This is a genomic window from Paenibacillus glucanolyticus NBRC 15330, from assembly GCF_004000885.1.
In the GTDB taxonomy this organism is placed as follows: Bacteria; Bacillota; Bacilli; order Paenibacillales; family Paenibacillaceae; genus Paenibacillus_AQ; species Paenibacillus_AQ glucanolyticus.
Genome location: NZ_BIMC01000035.1, coordinates 1 through 18802 on the forward strand (window position 1 = coordinate 1; position 18802 = coordinate 18802).

Sequence of the window (18802 nt, forward strand, 5' to 3'; positions counted from 1 at the left end):
GGCATCTTGGCGGCGGCCGGCTTCGCCCCAGGCCGCCTTACCTCCGCGGCCCGGAGCCTGAGCGGCGTCGCGGCCGGTGGCGGCGCCTTCCTCATCGGCGCCGCGCTCACGAAGCTCCTCACGGAGGAGGAGCTTCGGATGCTGCCGAAGGTCGGAAGACCGCTGGCAGCCTTCTTGCGGGCCTTGCGTGTGCTGCGCTAAAAGCACGGCAAACGTGAGATGTTTGATCTTCTGTGATATAGTAGTGTACGATAACGACGTCTACAAGGCGGACGAAGAGCGAAAGGAAGTATCGTATGAGTGCATCCATTACGGTGGTCGGCCTGGGTTCTGGCAATCCTGATCGATTGACTATAGGCATTATAAAAACCATGCAGCGGGCATCGAAGGTGTATGTGCGCACATTATCTCATCCCGTAATCGCTGCGTTAAATGAATTCCAGGTCAATCCGGAATCGTTTGACCATGTGTATGAAGCACATGACACCTTTCCTGAGGTGTACGAATCCATTGCATCCGCTCTGATCAACCTGGCCAGAGCTGCTGAGGATAATCGTGAGATTGTCTACGCGGTGCCGGGACATCCCATGGTAGCGGAAGCCACGGTTCGGTTGTTGCGGGAGCGCTGCCCGGGAGAGAATGTGACCCTGACGGTGCTCGGCGGTGAGAGCTTTCTGGACGAGGCCTTTGTTCGCCTTGGTTTCGATCCCATTGAGGGCTTCCAGCTTCTCGATGCAGCTGAGCTTCAAGCAAGCGTCCTTCAGCCGCAGCTGCATACCCTGATCGGCCAGGTGTATGACATGTTTACCGCTTCGGAAGTCAAGCTGGCGCTGATGGAACTGTATCCGGACGATTACCCAGTTATCGTGGGCCATGCGCTGGGCGTTGAAGGCGAGGAAGCGATTCAGCGTGTGCCGCTCTACGAACTGGATCGTATCGAAGGTTATGGGAACCTGTCGCTGGTCTATGTGCCTCGAAGTGATGACAGCCAGCTCCGGCAGAGGACGTTTGCCAGACTTCATGAAATTGTCGGCATTCTGCGCAGTCCTGAAGGCTGCCCATGGGACCGTGAGCAGACCCATGAGTCCATCCGCAAAAATCTGATCGAGGAAACCTACGAGGTGCTTGAGACGATTGATGAGGATGACCCTGAGCATATGCAGGAGGAGCTTGGTGATCTCTTGCTGCAGATTATGCTGCATTCACAGATGGAGGAGGAGCTCGGTACCTTTACGGTGTACGATGTCATTCAAGCCCTGAATGACAAGCTGATCTTCCGTCATCCGCATGTCTTTGGCGAGAGCAGCGCCAAAGACGCGGAATCGGCCTTGCAGAACTGGGAGCAGATGAAAGCCGAGGAGAAGCGCCTTAAAGGCCTCTCCCCGGAGAAAGCCTCTGTACTGGACGGCATACCGCGGGATCTTCCCGCATTGATGAAAGCGTACAAGCTTCAGAAGAAGGCATCCAAGGTCGGCTTTGATTGGGATAACATCGAAGGTGTGTTCCAGAAGATTGAGGAGGAGCTTGGTGAACTGCGGCAGGCCGTGGCCGAAGGTCAGTCAGCCGAGGATACGGCACTTGAGCTGGGCGATCTGCTGTTCGCGGTCTCCAATGCAGCAAGATTCATCGGAGCAGACCCGGAAGAGTCTCTTTCGAGAACGAATCGGAAATTTGTCAGTCGCTTCAGCTACATAGAGGAGCAACTTGCTTTGCAGGGAAAATCCGTTGAGGGAAGTACTTTGGACGAGATGGAAGCCCTATGGCAGGCTGCCAAATCGGGATCGTCACACAACGGCGGGATCCACGGGTGAAAAAAGGCAACTTTTCACGAAAAAATAAAAAAATAGGGATTTGCGGCAGGAATTCCGCAAGGCATCCAGAATAATCATTTATGGTGAAATCTTGCAGTGTGCAAGGCGGTTTAACCGAATAACCGTAAATCTTATATTTTTCTGATAATTGGGAGGATTTAACTCATGAACAAAACAGATCTGATCAACAACATTTCCGGTAAAAGTGGATTGACAAAAAAAGACGTTGAGAACGTCTTGAATGGCTTCCTTGGCGAAATCACGGATGCTTTGGCTAATGGTGATAAAGTTCAATTGATCGGCTTCGGTACTTTCGAAACTCGCAAACGCGCTGGACGCACAGGCCGTAACCCGCAAACAGGCAACACCATCGAAATTCCAGAATCGAACGTTCCTGCATTCAAAGCAGGCAACAAACTTAAAGAAGCTGTAAAATAATGCGAGTCGATAAATTCCTGAAAGTATCGAGGTTAATCAAGCGGCGTACCGTAGCGAAAGATGTATCGGATCAAGGCCGGGTGCTGATCAACGGCCGTGAGGCGAAGCCGAGCAGCACGGTTAAATTGGGCGATGAGATCACCGTCCAGTTTGGCCAGAAGCTCGTGACCGTCCGGGTCGAGCGTCTTACCGAGACAACCCGTAAAGATGAGGCAACCAGCCTCTATACCTTGGTCAAGGAAGAACCGATCGTTAAAGATCACGGTCTGGACTGGTAAGCAGCCTAAACCGTTACATGAAGCGTCCTTCTCACATGGGGTGAGGGGGACGCTTCTGTTTTTTATGCCATGATCTTCACTGAAGTGCGCTTCCGGGTTCTAAAGACAGGCACCTTTCCATAAGCTATTGTTAAAAGGAGGGGTACATGCCATGATCGACCAAGGGAAGGGCAAGTTTCATGACCTGAGGATGCAGAACCGGAAGCTGCTGGACATAACGGGTGTCCAAAATGTGGAGAGTTTTGACAGTGAAGAATTTCTGCTTCAGACCGAGCTGGGGCATCTCACCATTCGGGGGCAAAATTTACATATTAAAAATCTCAGCCTGGAAGAGGGGCTTTTGTCGATTGAAGGTCAGGTGCATTCACTTATTTACCTGAATCCCGGTTCTCAGGCCAAGAATAAGAGCCTGCTCGGCAAGCTGTTTAAATGAACCCAAGCGTACAATGGATCACGCTGCTCTGGATGCTCTTCTCCGGAGCAGCGATGGGAGTCGCCTTCGACAGCTACCGGGTGCTGGCCGGGCAGCTCCATTTCCCAAAATGGTCCAAGCATACCCTGGACTTCCTTTACTGGATTGCGGCAGCGTTCTTCATTTTTCGCATGTTGTACTTCACCAATAACGGCCAACTGCGTTTTTACGTGTTTGTAGGGCTATTTATAGGGGTTTGGATCTATTTTTTATTATGGAGTGTCATAACCCAGCGTTTTGTGGTAATGTTAATTCAAGTGACAAAAGGCATATTGTCCTTTTTGTACAAGTTGTTCCGCATGTTGCTTTGGAATCCGATTAAAGGAATCCTGATGTTATGCTTAGGGTTGTTAAGGTTTCTATGGAAGTTTCTCCTGTCGCTGTTGCGTTTGGTACTTAAATGCCTCATGCCTTTTTGGCGACTCTTGAAATGGATGCTGAGACCGATCACATCCAGAGTCAGGTTACCTGCATGGAGCAAGCAATTAGCGGACAAGGTTATTAAGGCGTGGAAGCGCTGGTTTTAGGAGGTATGGTCATGGGAAGATTTGCTGATCCGTCGAAGCAGGCTCCCCAACAAACCAAGACGAAGAACAAAGGCGCCCGCCGGCGTAAAAGAATGTTTGTGGCGATGATGGCGCTGTTTTTGATCTGGGCAGGTTCAACGCTCTGGTCCCAGAATGACCGCATCCGTAATCAGAACGAAGCGCTAGCTCAGAAGCAAGGGGATTATAAGTCCGTTGAACAATCGCTAAACCAGATTCATCATGAAGTGGAGCGATTGAAGGACCCTGAATATATCGGGCAGATTGCCCGTAAGAAATTTGGTTTATATCTGCCAAATGAAACACCGATCATTCAGCCCCAAAATTCGGGCGAAAAGCCGTAATTAGGCATGACAGACGTCTGTTGACCTTGTTTAGGTCATTATCGTATAATCAAATCACCGCAGCGCGATTTTTAAATCCGACTGTATATTTTTAAGGGAGGATCATTTTATTCTATGGCAATTGAAGTGGGCACCAAGTTAGAGGGCAAGGTGACAGGCATAACGCATTTTGGAGCATTTGTGGATCTGTCAGGAGGTGTCACGGGTCTCGTTCACATCTCGGAGATCGCCGACAACTACGTTAAGGATGTCAACGATCATTTGAAGATCAACGATGTCGTTACCGTGAAGGTGATTAATGTCGACAAGGACGGCAAGATCGGTCTATCGATCAAGCAGGCCGTCGACAAGCCGGCTTCCGAAAGTCGTCCACCCCGCGCACCGAGACCGGAACGCAGTGGAGGCGGCGGCGGAGAACGATTCGGAGGTGGCGGTGGTGGAGGATTCAACCGTGAACGCGGTGGACGCCCGTTTAAGCCTGCGGCCAACAAGCCTTCATTCGAGGATAAAATGTCACGCTTCCTAAAAGACAGTGAAGAACGAATCTCTTCGCTTAAGAAGAATACGGAAGGTAAACGCGGCGGACGCGGAGCCAAACGTATGTAATTCGATAAAATATAAACTGACCGCAGAGGGAAATCGCCTTCTGCGGTTTTTTTGTCGTTGTATCCAAGGGTACGACAGGTTCCTACGCAATTTACGGCGCTCCCGTGGAAATGCGCGCGGGATGTCCGCCTCAATTCGGGAAATGATCTGCCTGGATGTTTCAAGCTTGATCGGTGGAAACACCGCTGGGCGCGTAGGATGAACGCTCTTTTCCCGAACGTTCGCAAGGCACGGCGATTTTGTCGGAAATTTCTTTGGGGCTTGTCCGGTGTTCTGACAAACTTTCCTGAATGGGGGTTTTATAATGGGACCAACAAATTCGTGAAGAATGGGGTGCCAGCGTAATGGATAAAAGAAATCTGGTGATGTTTCCGGGTACTGAGGCAGTTAAAGGGGGAGCGGGTTCTATTCGTGCCCGTGTAACAGAACGTTTAGGGCAGCTGTCTTTCCTGCAGCGTCCCATCCACTTCCTGGCCGCAAAGAAGTGGATGATCTTGCTAACCTTCATGGGTTTCCTGCTTGGACGAGCGATGATTCTGGGAGAGCTGTCTCCGTTTGCAGTTGCTTATTTTGCAGTCATTGCCTTTATGCGCCGCGATTATCTTCTCCCGGTGGGCGTGGCTATCGTGGCAGGAAGTTTATTTGCGTCCTTTCCGGTGGCTTGGATGGTGCCGGCAGAGATCTTGATCTTTTATTTTATGATGCGGGGATTGGAGACCTATGAACGGGCGGAACTGTCTTATGCGCCGCTGATGGTGTTTGTCTCCACTTTCTTTGTGAACCTTTTCAGTGTCCTCATCGGACCGAGCATTACCTGGTACTCCATGATGATGCTTACCCTGAACGCCGTGCTCAGTTTTGTTCTGACGCTGGTATTTATCCAGGCCATCCCGGTGCTGACGCTTCGTAAAAAATCGTATGTCCTCCGAAACGAGGAAATTCTATGTATTATCATTCTGCTGGCGTCGGTCATGACAGGGGCCGTCGGCTGGACAGTCCAATCCCTGTCGGTGGAGCATGTATTATCCCGGTATCTGATTTTGCTGTTTGCTCTAGTGGGGGGAGCTCCGCTGGGTGCCTCCGTGGGCGTAGTGACAGGATTAATCCTCAGTCTTGCCAATATATCGGCATTCTCCCAAATGAGCCTGCTCGCATTTTCTGGGATGCTTGCCGGGATGCTGAAGGAAGGAAAGAAAGGCGGTGTTTCGCTGGGAATGCTGCTGGGAGCTACCATTCTCTCCATTTATTTCAGCAATCCTGGTGAAGTGATGATATCGACATGGGAAACCTGTGCTGCCATTGTGTTATTCCTGATCACACCGAAGAGTGTGATGCAGGCCATTGGCAAATACGTGCCGGGTACGCAGGACCATACTCGTTCTCAGCACGAATATGCGAAGCGGGTTCGAGATCTTACGGCGGATCGCGTGACGCAGTTCTCCAAGGTGTTCCGCCAGCTCTCGCAAAGTTTTGGACAAACCTCAGGGGTCATGCAGCCTCCAGGCAGACAAACGGAGGAGATGAACCATTTCATGAATGCCGTGGCTGAAGGCAGCTGTGCCACATGCTATAAACGGAATCAGTGCTGGGATATGAAGTTTTACCAGACTTATAAATATATGACCGATATGATGACCTCAATTGAGGAGAATCCGGAGTTGGAAGCCAAGGATCTGCCGCCGGAATGGAGCCGGATCTGCGCCAAGAAGGAGGAAGTGCTTGGCATACTGAAGCAGCAGTATCATCTCTACCAACATGATATGCAGTGGAAACGCCAAATATACGATAGCCGTCATCTGGTAGCGGAACAATTATCCGGGGTTTCGCAGGTGATGGAGGACTTGGCCCGGGAGATCAAGCGGGAGAGCCAAACGATGCACATACAGGAGGAGCAGATCAGAGAAGCGTTGCAGCAGCTCGGGTTATCGATTCAAGGCATCGACATCATCAGTTTGGATTCCGGACAGGTTGAGATTGAGATTATTCATGCATATACCCGAGGGTATGACGAATGCAGGAAGATTATTGGACCTCTGCTGTCTGACATTATCGGGGAGCACATCGCTGTGATGGAAGAGACCTTGACCCATCCGAGGGATGGTTTGGCGACTGTGCGTTTTGGTTCAGCCAAGACGTTTGAAATTATGACGGGGGTAGCGGCGGCAGCCAAGGGAGGAGATATTTTATCGGGTGATAGCTTCAGTACGGTCGAGTTGGGCAACGGTACGTTTGCGGTAGCGCTTAGCGATGGGATGGGTAACGGGGAAAGGGCGCGGCTCGAGAGCAGCTCGGCACTCAATATATTGGAGCAACTGCTTCAATCGGGGATGGATGAGAAACTTGCGATTAAATCGGTTAACTCGATTCTGATGCTGCGCTCGCCGGACGAAATTTATGCCACGGTTGATATGGCTCTAATCGATCAATATACCGCTCAGACCACGTTCATGAAGATCGGCTCAACCCCAAGCTTTATTAAACGGGGCAGCGATGTCATACCGGTATCGGCCAGCAATCTTCCGATTGGCATCATTCAGGATATCGAGGTGGATCTGGTATCATTACAGCTTCAGGCAGGCGATGTTCTGATTATGATGACGGATGGAATCTATGATGCTCCTGGTTACGCCGTTAACAAGGAGCTGTGGATGAAGCGCTTGATTCAGGAAGTGAGCAGCGAAGACCCGCAGGAAATTGCCGATTGTTTGTTAGAGAAAGTCATTCGTTATCAACAGAACCAGATTCATGATGATATGACGGTGGTGGTCGGACGCGTCGATCATTTTCATCCCGAGTGGTCCAATGTGCATGTGCCGGGATTTGCCCGGATGGAACGGCCCCGAACGGTTAGCTGACGGATTCAGGTAAAATATGTGATTACCCGGGAAATGGAGGAACCTAAGAAGACCTGAATCTTTTTCCGCCTATTCTTCCTATTGGTCTGTTTGAACTCTCTTGAATGTGGAAATGATAGAGATAGAAGTCAAATCGATAGGAATGGATGAGACGGAGGCGATTATTTAATTATGAAACAAATTCTACTGATTACAGATGGATGCTCAAATGTAGGGGCCAGTCCGGTACTGGCCGCAGCCCATGCGCTGCAGGACGGAATTGTCGTAAACGTGGTGGGGGTTCTTGATTACGGGACGATCGGTGAGCTTGGGGGACTGGAGATTAAGGAGATTGCCAAAGCGGGAGGAGGCATTCACCGGATCGTAGGCACACCGCAGCTGGCACAGACGATGCAGATGATGACTCGGAAAACGGTGGTTCAGACGATCCAACAAGCGGTAAATAAAGAGATACAGCATATTTTAGGGAGCGGGTCATTGGAGGAGCTTCCGCCAGACAAGCGTTCACAAGTCGTTGAAGTGGTGGATGAGCTGGCTGAGACGTCATCCCTTCAAGTAGCGCTGTTAATTGATGCAAGTGCCAGCATGAAGCCTAAACTGGCTGCTGTTGAAGAGGCAATACGTGACTTGATGCTGAGCCTGAAAGCGCGCTTAGGCTCAAGCAAGCTGTCCGTATTCCATTTTCCGGGCAAGCATAGCGGCGAAGATGTGGTCATGGACGTGGATTGGACCTCGGATCTGGATGGTGCGAGGGGGATGTTCAGCCGACTTCAGATGAAAGGGGCTACGCCGACAGGACCTGCCCTGTTAAAGGTGATTGAATTTTACCGATATGGTACACTAGAAGGTAATCAATCATGGCAGGGTGATTCCAGCCAAGAGGAAGGGATGCTCGGTGACTACGTTGTCTAACCCGGGTTACCCGCCAGGAACCGTAATTACCGGTAAATGGCGGAACAGCCGGTACATCGTGGAACGTATGCTCGGCAAAGGGGCTAACGGCAAGGTGTATCTGGTCCATCGGGCAGGAGTACGCGGGCGTTATGCTCTGAAAGTAGGTCATGACGCTCTGGATCTTCAATCCGAAATTAATGTGCTGAATGCGTTGAAAGAACAGATGCCGGACCCGTATCTTGTGGAGGCGGACGATCATCATGATGGCAGCCATGAAGTGTCCTTCTATGTCATGCGTTACATTGAGGGGAGCCCGCTGCATCGGTTTATTCGCAAACGCGGCACCGAGTGGGTAAGTCTGATTGGATTGAAGCTGCTTGAGAAGTTGTCTGTTCTGCATGCATCAGGCTATGCATTCGGGGATTTGAAGCCGGATAATGTAATGGTCTCGGCATACGGAAGAGTGGAGCTGATCGATTACGGAGGCGTCAGCTCCTTTGGGCGCAGCGTAAAACAGTTTACAGAATGGTATGATCGGGGATACTGGAATGCCGGAAGCCGAACCGGCGACGTATCCTATGATTTGTTCTCGTTTGCCGTGATGTGTATCGGCCTGCTGGATGAGAAATCCTTAAGGGAGGCATCTTGCCAGCTTCCCCAGACCCGCAGTGTTGCAGATCTGCAGCTGATACTGCGAAGAAACCCTGTGTTCAAGCCATACGCTGTCTGGCTGAATAAGGCGTTATGCGGAAATTTCGCGGATTCACGGGAAGCGTTGAACGAGTGGAAGAAACGGATGTATGAAGGCACAGTCAAGAGCGCGCGTCCTATTCCGGGGCGTACGCCTCGGTGGCTGAGGAACGCATTTGCCTTATCGTTAGTCATTATGGCCTGTGCCGTTTATTTCTTCTTCCGCTCATGAAGCATACGTCTTGTCACTGGGAGTTATAAAGGGGATCTGCAAGTGAAACAGGATTATTTACGGACATTTGTTCATAACGTGGAGCGAACCGCCGCAGAGTTTGAGCTGTGGTCGGAGGGTGATGGCATCGTGGTCGCTGTTTCCGGCGGCCCCGATTCCGTTGCGCTTCTGCACGTGCTGCACGAAATTTCGCTGAACCATACGCCGCTTAGGCTGATCTGCGCCCATGTGCATCATGGCTTTCGAACTGAATCGGATCAAGAGGCAGAGATGGTGCGTGAGTTGGCGGAGCGGCTGGGGCTCCCCTTAGAGACAGCGTTCATTGATATTCCTGCTTATATGGAAGAGAGCGGCAAGGGAGGACAGGAGGCAGCTAGAGAGAAGCGCTATGAATTTCTGCTGCAAACTGCACAGAAATACAATGCACGCTCAGTGGCTCTTGCTCATCATGCCGACGATCAGGCCGAGACGGTATTGATGAGGCTTCTGCGGGGAAGCGGTCTTCCCGGGCTTGCCGGAATTAAATTTAAGCGCACGGAAAAAAAAGTGGAACTTATCCGTCCGTTCCTTCGTATGTACAAAGCGGATATCGTGGAGCTGTGCCGGGTGTGCGGTTTCCAGTATGCGGTAGATGACAGCAATCTGCAGACGAAGTACCGCCGCAACGCGATTCGTCTGGAAGTATTGCCTTTCCTGGAACAATACAATGGGCAGTTCTCCTCCTCACTCAATCAGCTGGCCGAAATTGTCCAGCAGGAGGATGATTTTGTGGAGCGTGAAGCTGCGAAGCAATTTCGGAGTATGGTGCAGGAGAACGATGGGAGGCTCGCTTTCGACGCGCCTTCCTTTTTGGGCTTACATGTCGCTTTACAACGGCGTTTGATTAAACTAATATTAAATTACCTGCCCTCAGATCAGGAAAACACCGATTTTGTCAAGATTGAATCGGTTCGCCAAGGGATTCTTAACGATCAACGAAGCAATTGGCGTCTGGATCTGGGCGACGGCATTACCTGTGTTCGCGAGTATGGCCAAGTCCAGTTCTGGCCTAAGCCTCCGGAAGAACAGGGACAGTACATATACATTCTTGATTCTCCTGATGTTTCAGAGCTGTATGTTAAGGAAATCGGAAAAATGCTGAAATTGTCGTTAAAGACAGGAAGCGAAAGCCGGAGCGGCTCCAGACCATCGCCCTTTGTGGCGGATTTTGATGCGGATGAGCTGCAGTTTCCTTTAACCGTACGTAACAGACAGCCGGGAGACAAGATGAAGATCATGGGATTAAACGGAAGCAAAAAGGTGAAAGATATTCTCATTGATGAGAAAATTCCACCGTCTGTCCGTTCCCGGATTCCTATTCTTTGTGACAGTTCCGGCAGCATCGTGTGGATTCCAGGTGTACGACGTTCCGTTCATGCCGCTTGCGGGCGGCACACATCACGAATTCTCCGGATGGAGCTATCGGATGCTTAAGGCAAGTGTTAAACGAAGAATGGCCCGTTTCACGCTTTCATAGTATAAACGTAGGAGGTCCACTTAAGTTGCAGAATGACATTCAGGAAATACTCATCAGTGAAGAAGAGATTCACGCAAAAATTAAGGAACTCGGTTCCAAGCTAAGCGCCGAATATGCGGGACGCAATCCACTAGTAATTTGCGTTCTTAAAGGTGCGTTTATTTTTATGGCCGACTTGGTTAAATCCATATCAGTACCTCTGGAGCTGGATTTCATGGCTGTTTCCAGCTATGGGGCATCCACGAAATCCTCTGGCGTGGTCAAAATCATTAAAGATTTGGACGCGTCCGTTGAAGGAAGAGATGTTCTGATTGTGGAGGATATTATCGACAGCGGCCTTACGCTAAGTCATTTGATTGAGCTGCTTAAGAGCCGCAAGGCAAATTCGGTGTGCGTAGTTACCCTGTTTGACAAACCGGCACGCCGTACGGTGGATTTGCAGGCTGATTATACCGGGTTTGTACTGCCCGACGCTTTTGTTGTCGGATATGGACTCGATTATGCCGAGCATTACCGGAACCTCCCCTACATCGGGATTTTGAAGCCGGAAATCTACAGCAGTTAAACCGCGCCAATGGGCTGCTGCCACAGATTAGGGCCCTTTGTTGAGATGGCCAGACAGGCTGTGGTAAAATATCTTATGTGTCTTGAGAGGAGGTAGGGGATGAGTCGGTTCATCCGGAATTCTGGTTTTTATTTGATTCTATTTTTGGTCGTGGTGGGCATAGTTCAATTTGTCACCAATGGCGGCGAGCAAGCCGATGCCCCTAGTTATAACGAGCTGCGGCAGGAAGTCAAAGCTAACAACATAGAGGAAATGACGGTGCAATTTGACGGTTACGCTTATCTGGTGACCGGTAAGTATAGGGAGATTACCGAAGAGAAAAAATCGGAGAATTTCTCAACCTATATTCCTGCTACGGATGCAGCTATGCAAGAGCTGACTGCAGCCAGTGACAGCAACAAAGTCAAACTGACCGTGGTGCCAATGGAAGGCCAAAGCATTTGGCTGACATTACTTTCATCCTTTATTCCGCTCATCATTATGTTTGTTCTGTTCTTCTTCCTGTTTAATCAGGCTCAGGGCGGCGGCGGCAAAGTGATGAACTTTGGTAAGAGCAAAGCCCGCTTATATAATGAAGAGAAGAAACGGATTACATTTGAAGATGTAGCCGGAGCAGATGAAGAGAAGCAGGAACTTATTGAGGTTGTTGACTTCTTGAAAGATCCGCGCAAGTTTAACACGGTAGGCGCTCGCATTCCGAAGGGTGTTCTCCTTGTCGGTCCTCCGGGAACCGGTAAGACACTCCTGGCACGTGCTGTTGCCGGTGAAGCGGGAGTGCCATTCTTCAGCATTTCCGGTTCCGATTTTGTTGAGATGTTTGTCGGTGTTGGCGCATCTCGGGTGCGCGACTTGTTCGAGAATGCGAAGAAGAATGCTCCATGTATTATCTTTATTGATGAGATTGATGCTGTAGGTCGTCAGCGCGGTGCCGGTCTTGGCGGCGGACATGACGAGCGTGAGCAAACACTCAACCAATTGCTGGTCGAGATGGATGGTTTCGGAGCAAACGAAGGCATTATCATTGTTGCTGCAACGAACCGACCGGATATTTTGGACCCGGCGCTTCTTCGTCCGGGACGTTTTGACCGTCAGATTACAGTAGATCGTCCAGATGTGAAGGGCCGTGAAGCTGTGCTGAAAGTCCATGCACGCAACAAGCCGTTGACGAAGGATGTTAAATTGGACATCATCGCTAAACGTACGACAGGATTTACGGGTGCCGATCTGGAGAATCTCCTCAATGAGGCAGCCTTGCTTGCGGCACGCCGCAATCGTAAGGATATCTCCATGCGAGAAGTGGATGAAGCGATCGACCGTGTGATCGTGGGTACGGAGAAGCGCAGCCGCGTGATCAGTGACCGCGAGAAACGTATCGTAGCTTATCACGAGGCGGGTCACACCATTGTAGGTTACTTCCTCGAGCATGCGGATACCGTTCATAAGGTAACGATTATCCCTCGTGGTCGTGCTGGTGGATACGTCATTATGATGCCGAAGGAAGATCGGATGCTCGTGACGAAACAGGAATTGCTTGATCGTGTATCCGGTTTGCTTGGTGGTCGTGTAGCCGAGGAGTTGTTCATTGGCGAAATCGGTACCGGAGCATACAGTGACTTCCAGCAGGCAACCGGCATTATCCGCAGCATGGTTGTGGAGTACGGTATGAGTGAGAAGCTTGGACCGATGCAGTTCGGTACATCCCAAGGACAGGTGTTCCTGGGACGCGATATCGGACACGAGCAGAACTATAGTGATCAAATCGCTTATGAGATCGATCAAGAAATGCAGCGGTTCATCAACGATTGTTACGAGAAGTCTAAAGAGATTCTGACCAAGCATTCCAAAGAAGTTCACCTGATTGCGAATACGCTTCTTGAGATGGAAACACTGGAGCTTGAGCAAATCAAGAATCTCATTGAGACTGGATCAGCTGAAGGCAATGGCAATGGAGAAGGTGAAGGTTCTTCCGAGAGCGGCGAACCGATCATCGACAACATTGGTGACGTGAAAGTTCGCATCCAAGGGAAAGAAGACGGAGATCAGCCGATTTCCACGGAAGAAATTCCGAACAACCCGATGGATTCGAATGATCAACAGCCGGAGCCTAAAGATTCGGACCGTAAGGATCCTCCAGATGGATCGGACAACGGAAACAGCAGGTTAACGTAATATTCGCTGATAAAACATCGAATACCGAATAAAATCGAAGAACCGGAGAACGATAATTCGTTTTCCGGTTCTTTTTGTGCTTTCTATCACATTGACAGGGCACAGAACGAACGTGTACATTAGTTGTTAAATAAGGATGCGCATCCTTTCACAAAGGTATAAACCATCCTGGAAGTCACATGGTCATCAAGCGGTTTACAGCCGGACTACATAAAGGGAGAGGGTCGATCATGGAAGCTTTGGCACTGGAGCGTAAGGCAGAGCAAAACCGTGAACTGCGTGAGCGGTTAATGCAATTGAAGAAGGAACGTAACGCAATTATTTTGGCTCATTATTATCAACGGGATGAAATACAGGAGGTCGCTGATTTCCGCGGGGATTCCTTCTTGCTTGCGCAGAAAGCAGCACAAACCGATGCTGAGGTTATCGTATTCTGCGGTGTGCACTTTATGGGTGAGAGCGCTAAAATCCTGGCACCGGGCAAAACCGTTCTTATTCCTGATGAGCGTGCCGGTTGTCCGATGGCGGATATGGTGAACGTTGACGGCTTGCGGAAGTTGAAAGCGCAGCACCCGAATGCAAAAGTGGTAACTTATATCAATTCATCAGCTGAGATCAAAGCAGAAACAGATATCTGCTGTACTTCATCCAATGCGGTAAAGGTGATTCAATCCGTCGATTCAGATGAAATTATATGGGTGCCTGATAAAAATTTAGGGCACTACGTCCAGCAGCATACCGACAAGAAGCTGATCATCTGGGAAGGGTACTGCAACACGCATGATATGCTGACCGTTAAGGATGTTGTCGAGATGAGAGCCAAGCATCCTGGTGCCGAGTTTGTGGTGCATCCGGAATGCCGTCCGGAGGTCGTTGCGATGGGTGATTTTGTAGGCAGCACAACTGCGATTCTGGAATATTGCAAAAATTCGTCTGCCAAGGAGTTTATTGTAGGTACAGAGGATGGCACAGGATATCAGCTTCGATTGGATAGCCCGGATAAATCGTTCCATTTTGCCACGAAATTCCTGGTTTGTCCCAATATGAAGGTGAATAATCTCAAAAAGCTGGTCAAAGCACTGGAAACGATGAAGCCGCAAATTTATGTGCCTCCGGTCGTTGCAGAGAAAGCCAGAACTTCATTAGAGCGCATGTTACAGGTTAAGTAGCATGCGCTACTCTTTCGTGAAAAGACAGGTGAGGCATCGTGATACCGCAGTATTTGATTGATTTTGAACTGAACGATCTGCCGGTCGTCCAGACGGATGTCATCGTCATCGGTTCAGGCATTGCGGGTTTATATACGGCCATTATGGCAAGTGCCACTCAAAAGGTGCTGCTGATTACAAAGAAATCGCTGCTCGAGAGCAACACTCGTTATGCTCAAGGCGGCATTGCTGCCGTAACAGCTGAAGATGACTCTCCGGTCTACCATCGCCAGGATACCCTGATGGCAGGGGCGGGACTATGCTCATCTACTGCGGTGGATGTCCTCGTAAATGAGGGACCGGTTGGGGTTCAGGAGCTGATTCGTCTTGGGACGATGTTTGATGTCGAGAATGGCGAGCTTGCGCTAACCAAGGAAGGTGCGCACAGTCACCGTCGTATTCTTCATGCTAATGGGGACGCTACCGGATATGAAATTGTGCGTGCCCTTTCCATTCAGGTTGAAATGCTTCACAATATAGAAGTATGGGACGATCATTTTGTCATTGATCTGGTCACGGAGCAAGGGGAATGTCACGGTGCATTGGTACAGATGCCGGATGGCAGGCGGGTTTTTGTACGTGGGCGGGCGACCATTATGTGCTCAGGAGGCGCCGGCCAGTTGTACAGGTATACAACCAACCCGGAGGTTGCGACAGCCGACGGTGTTGCTATGGCTTACCGGGCAGGTGCGGACATCAGGGATATGGAATTCATTCAGTTCCATCCCACGGCACTTAGCTATCCGGGTGCACCACGGTTTCTGATCTCCGAGGCGGTTCGTGGCGAGGGCGCTGTTCTTCGTAATATCAAAGGGGAACGGTTCATGCCAAAGTACCATGACTTGCTGGAGCTGGCCCCCCGGGATATTGTTGCCCGGGCCATTGTCAGCGAGATGGAAGCGACGCGGTCTACCTTTGTGTATCTGGACATTACCCATGAGTCACCAGAGATGGTCAAACATCGGTTCCCGACGATTTATGAAACATGCATGCAGTATGGACTTGATTTATCGTCAGATTGGATTCCGGTCTCCCCGGCTGCGCATTATATGATGGGGGGCATCAAGACCAATTTGCACGGAGAGAGCAGCGTGAAGCGATTGTTCGCTTGCGGAGAGGTTTCGTCTACCGGTGTTCATGGAGCGAACCGGTTGGCAAGCAACTCGCTTTCGGAAGCGGTTGTATACGGCAGTCGCATTGTGGAACGTATTCAGAAGCTCCCTGAACCATCAGAAGGGCCCCTTCATGTATCATATCAGCTTGGACGTAAGGATGCCCCGTCACAAGCGATAGTTGAAAAACGCCTGAAACTTCAAAAAGTGATGGTACGATATGCAGGGCTTCGCCGCAATCGGGATACCCTATTAAGAGCTGCAGAAGAGCTTGGCCGTCAGCTGCCATTGTTCCAAGCGCTGCTCTCGAAACGTGAGGAATACGAGTTTGCCAACATGCTCACCGCATCCCTGCTCGTGGTTCAGGGAGCGCTGGGTCGCGAAGAAAGCCGGGGAGCCCACTACCGTGAGGATTTCCCGGATCGGAACGACAGCGTATGGCAGAAGCATATTGTGCATACTCGGGATCAAGAGATGACGGAGGAATTGAGCGATGATGTTTAACGGATACCATGATGGCCTTCTCCAGAGCATTCGGACATGGCTGCAAGAGGATATTGGATCAGGGGATATTACAACCCTTACCACGATTGAGCCGGGTCACGAATCCAAGGCTGTTATTCATGCCAAGGAGGCAGGAGTTGTTGCAGGCATGCCTGCCGCAGAACTCGTATTCGAAACGGTCGATCCTTCCCTGACGTTTACGGCATTTGTCCGTGACGGTGACATGGTGGAGAAGGGTACCATTCTCGCTGAAGTGGAGGGAAGCACGCATCGTATTTTGACAGGGGAGCGGCTCGCTTTGAATTTGCTTCAGCGGCTGTCCGGCATAGCAACCCGAACACGTTCTTTTGTTGACATGCTGGAGGGATTACCGACCCGACTGGTGGATACTCGCAAAACAACACCAGGGCACCGTATGCTGGAGAAATATGCGGTTCGGGTCGGTGGCGGTGCGAATCATCGATTCGGCTTGTACGATGCCGTCATGATCAAGGATAATCATATTAAGGGTGCAGGCGGAATCGCGCAAGCGGTGAGCCGGGCAAGGGCTAATATTCCACATACAATGACCATAGAAGTTGAGACTGAGAGTTTTGTGCAGGTGGATGAAGCTTTGGAGGCAGGCGCTGATATCATCATGCTCGATAACATGAGTCATGACATGATGGCGGAGTCTGTTCGGAGAATCAAGGCCAGGTCCCCTCATGTGCGTGTCGAGGCGTCGGGAAACGTGACGCTGGAGACCGTGCGCGGGATTGCCGAAACCGGAGTGGATGTGATCTCCGTTGGACGGCTGACTTATTCTTTTCACAGCCTGGATATCAGCCTGGATCTTAACGAGAAGAAAGGAGGAGCAGTGGATTGATTCTGGTTGTAGATGTAGGGAATACCAATATTGTGCTGGGGGTATACCAGGGCAAGAAGCTGCTGCATGATTTTCGGATCAGTACAGCGCGTCAATCTACCGTGGACGAATACGGCGTATTAATTCACAATTTGTTTCAAATGTCGAATATATTGGTAAGCCAAATAGAAGGGGTTATTGTGTCTTCCGTAGTTCCTCCGCTTGTAGGCGTGGTTGAGGAGATGTGTAATAAATACATTGGCAAAGCCCCTCTTATCGTGGGACCGGGCATAAAAACCGGGCTTAATCTGCGGTACGAAAATCCGCGTGAGGTGGGCGCTGACCGAATCGTCAACGCTGTGGCAGCCGTCGAGCAGTACGGAGGGCCGCTGATTGTAGTGGATTTCGGTACGGCGACGACGTTTGACTGCATTGATCGGGATGGGAATTACCTCGGCGGTGCTATAGTGCCCGGGATTGGGATTGCCACGGAGGCCCTTGTACAGCGTGCCTCCAAGCTTCCGCGCATCGAGCTCGAGAAGCCCAAAAAGGTAATCGGACGCAACACCGTCCATGCCATGCAGGCCGGCATCGTGTATGGATACGCAGGCCAGGTCGATGGTCTGGTCAAACGCATAAAAGCCGAGATGGGAACGGACAATGTTAAGGTTATTGCTACCGGCGGATTGGCCGAGCTGATCGCAAGCGAGACGGAATCCATTGAGGAGATTGCCCCGCTTTTAACGCTTGAAGGCTTGCGCATTATTTATGAACGGAATTAATCGTTATACTTCAGTTGGACATAACAACTAAGAAGGACAAGGAGGCCTCAAGATGGATAAACAAAAAGACCGTATGCTGCGGGGAACTGCACTAAACGGAAAAGTACGGACATTTGCCGTTCGGACAACCGAACTGGTAGAAGAGTTGCGCCGGAGACATGATACGTTCCCTGTCGTCACAGCCGCTTTGGGCCGTACCGTGTCAGCAGCAGCGATGATGGGAGCCATGCTGAAAGGAGACGAACGCCTTAGCATACAAGTACGCGGCGATGGACCGATCGGACTGATTGCAGCCGAGAGTAGTGCCAACGGAGAAGTTCGCGGGTATGTCAAAAATCCGCATGTCGAGCTGACGAACATTCGTCCGGGCAAGATGGACGTTGCAGCAGCGGTGGGTACCACCGGCCACATTGATGTGATTAAGGATTTCGGCCTAAAGGAACCTTATCGGGGCAGCGTTCCGATCATTTCAGGTGAGCTGGCCGAGGATTTTACGTATTATTTTGCCGTTTCGGAGCAAACCAATTCCGCGGTAAGTCTGGGTGTGCTGGTTTCACCGGATTACACCGTGGCGAATGCCGGAGGTTTCATCATTCAGCTCCTCCCTGGAGTGACCGACGAGGAGATTACGGAGCTGGAGCTTGCGTTAAGCAAGATCCCACCGATTACCGAGCTGCTGGAAGAAGGACTGGAGCTCGAGGATATCCTGAAGCGGGTTGTTCCGGATGTGACCATTCTGGAGGAAACGCCAGTGATCTTCAGCTGCGACTGCTCCCAGGAGCGGGTTGAGCGCGCTTTGATCAGCTTAGGACTTGAAGAGCTTGAGCAGATGATTGAAGAGGATGGCAAGGCGGAGGTTTCCTGTCATTTTTGCAATGAGAAATATACTTACGATGAAGAACAGCTAAGATCCGTGCTAGAGCGGGCCAAATCTTAA

19 protein-coding genes are annotated in these 18802 nt (G+C 50.6%); all 19 read left to right on the forward strand.

What is annotated here, in order from left to right:
• Window positions 1-218: hypothetical protein (locus PGL02S_RS27305; RefSeq protein ID WP_174806181.1), on the forward strand; the 218-nt coding region annotated here is incomplete at its 5' end.
• A gap of 78 nt (window positions 219-296) precedes the next feature.
• Window positions 297-1811, forward strand: a complete 1515-nt coding sequence (gene yabN, locus PGL02S_RS27310; protein WP_006207429.1) for a bifunctional methyltransferase/pyrophosphohydrolase YabN — start codon at window positions 297-299, stop codon at window positions 1809-1811.
• Window positions 1812-1976: 165 nt separating this feature from the next.
• Window positions 1977-2249, forward strand: a complete 273-nt coding sequence (locus PGL02S_RS27315; RefSeq protein ID WP_036640966.1) for an HU family DNA-binding protein — start codon at window positions 1977-1979, stop codon at window positions 2247-2249.
• The gene (locus tag PGL02S_RS27320) at window positions 2249-2527 is read left to right on the forward strand and encodes an RNA-binding S4 domain-containing protein (protein ID WP_006207431.1); all 279 of its coding nucleotides are present in this window, start codon (window positions 2249-2251) and stop codon (window positions 2525-2527) included. The genes PGL02S_RS27315 and PGL02S_RS27320 overlap by 1 nt, the downstream gene beginning before the upstream one ends.
• Before the next feature lie 151 nt (window positions 2528-2678).
• A complete protein-coding gene (gene yabP, locus PGL02S_RS27325; protein WP_006207432.1) occupies window positions 2679-2960 on the forward strand; it encodes a sporulation protein YabP in 282 nt (93 codons plus the stop codon).
• Entirely contained in the window at window positions 2957-3526 is a 570-nt protein-coding gene (gene yabQ, locus PGL02S_RS27330; protein ID WP_006207433.1) for a spore cortex biosynthesis protein YabQ, read from the forward strand. Before yabP ends, yabQ begins: the two co-directional genes overlap by 4 nt.
• 11 nt (window positions 3527-3537) lie before the next feature.
• Entirely contained in the window at window positions 3538-3888 is a 351-nt protein-coding gene (locus tag PGL02S_RS27335) for an FtsB family cell division protein (protein WP_006207434.1), read from the forward strand.
• Between the two features lie 114 nt (window positions 3889-4002).
• Complete coding sequence (locus PGL02S_RS27340) at window positions 4003-4494, forward strand: S1 domain-containing RNA-binding protein (RefSeq protein ID WP_006207435.1); 492 nt, start codon at window positions 4003-4005, stop codon at window positions 4492-4494.
• Between the two features lie 344 nt (window positions 4495-4838).
• Window positions 4839-7349, forward strand: coding sequence for a stage II sporulation protein E (gene spoIIE / locus PGL02S_RS27345; RefSeq protein ID WP_006207436.1), 2511 nt, complete (start codon window positions 4839-4841; stop codon window positions 7347-7349).
• Window positions 7350-7520: 171 nt separating this feature from the next.
• Window positions 7521-8261: a vWA domain-containing protein gene (locus PGL02S_RS27350; RefSeq protein WP_006207437.1), complete on the forward strand. Its 741-nt coding sequence runs from the start codon at window positions 7521-7523 to the stop codon at window positions 8259-8261.
• On the forward strand, window positions 8245-9165 hold the full coding sequence (locus PGL02S_RS27355; RefSeq protein WP_036640963.1) for a serine/threonine protein kinase: 921 nt from the start codon (window positions 8245-8247) through the stop codon (window positions 9163-9165). The genes PGL02S_RS27350 and PGL02S_RS27355 overlap by 17 nt, the downstream gene beginning before the upstream one ends.
• A gap of 42 nt (window positions 9166-9207) precedes the next feature.
• Entirely contained in the window at window positions 9208-10638 is a 1431-nt protein-coding gene (gene tilS, locus PGL02S_RS27360; protein WP_036640961.1) for a tRNA lysidine(34) synthetase TilS, read from the forward strand.
• A gap of 68 nt (window positions 10639-10706) precedes the next feature.
• Window positions 10707-11246: a hypoxanthine phosphoribosyltransferase gene (gene hpt, locus PGL02S_RS27365; RefSeq protein ID WP_006207441.1), complete on the forward strand. Its 540-nt coding sequence runs from the start codon at window positions 10707-10709 to the stop codon at window positions 11244-11246.
• A gap of 99 nt (window positions 11247-11345) precedes the next feature.
• Window positions 11346-13415, forward strand: a complete 2070-nt coding sequence (ftsH, locus tag PGL02S_RS27370) for an ATP-dependent zinc metalloprotease FtsH (protein WP_006207442.1) — start codon at window positions 11346-11348, stop codon at window positions 13413-13415.
• 230 nt (window positions 13416-13645) lie between these two features.
• Window positions 13646-14584, forward strand: a complete 939-nt coding sequence (nadA, locus tag PGL02S_RS27375; protein ID WP_006207443.1) for a quinolinate synthase NadA — start codon at window positions 13646-13648, stop codon at window positions 14582-14584.
• Between the two features lie 38 nt (window positions 14585-14622).
• Window positions 14623-16239 (forward strand): L-aspartate oxidase, encoded by a 1617-nt coding sequence (gene nadB, locus PGL02S_RS27380; protein WP_036640960.1) that lies wholly within the window; start codon window positions 14623-14625, stop codon window positions 16237-16239.
• Entirely contained in the window at window positions 16229-17104 is an 876-nt protein-coding gene (gene nadC / locus PGL02S_RS27385) for a carboxylating nicotinate-nucleotide diphosphorylase (protein ID WP_036640958.1), read from the forward strand. Before nadB ends, nadC begins: the two co-directional genes overlap by 11 nt.
• On the forward strand, window positions 17101-17865 hold the full coding sequence (locus tag PGL02S_RS27390) for a type III pantothenate kinase (protein WP_006207446.1): 765 nt from the start codon (window positions 17101-17103) through the stop codon (window positions 17863-17865). Before nadC ends, PGL02S_RS27390 begins: the two co-directional genes overlap by 4 nt.
• 52 nt (window positions 17866-17917) lie before the next feature.
• A complete protein-coding gene (hslO, locus tag PGL02S_RS27395; protein WP_036640957.1) occupies window positions 17918-18802 on the forward strand; it encodes an Hsp33 family molecular chaperone HslO in 885 nt (294 codons plus the stop codon).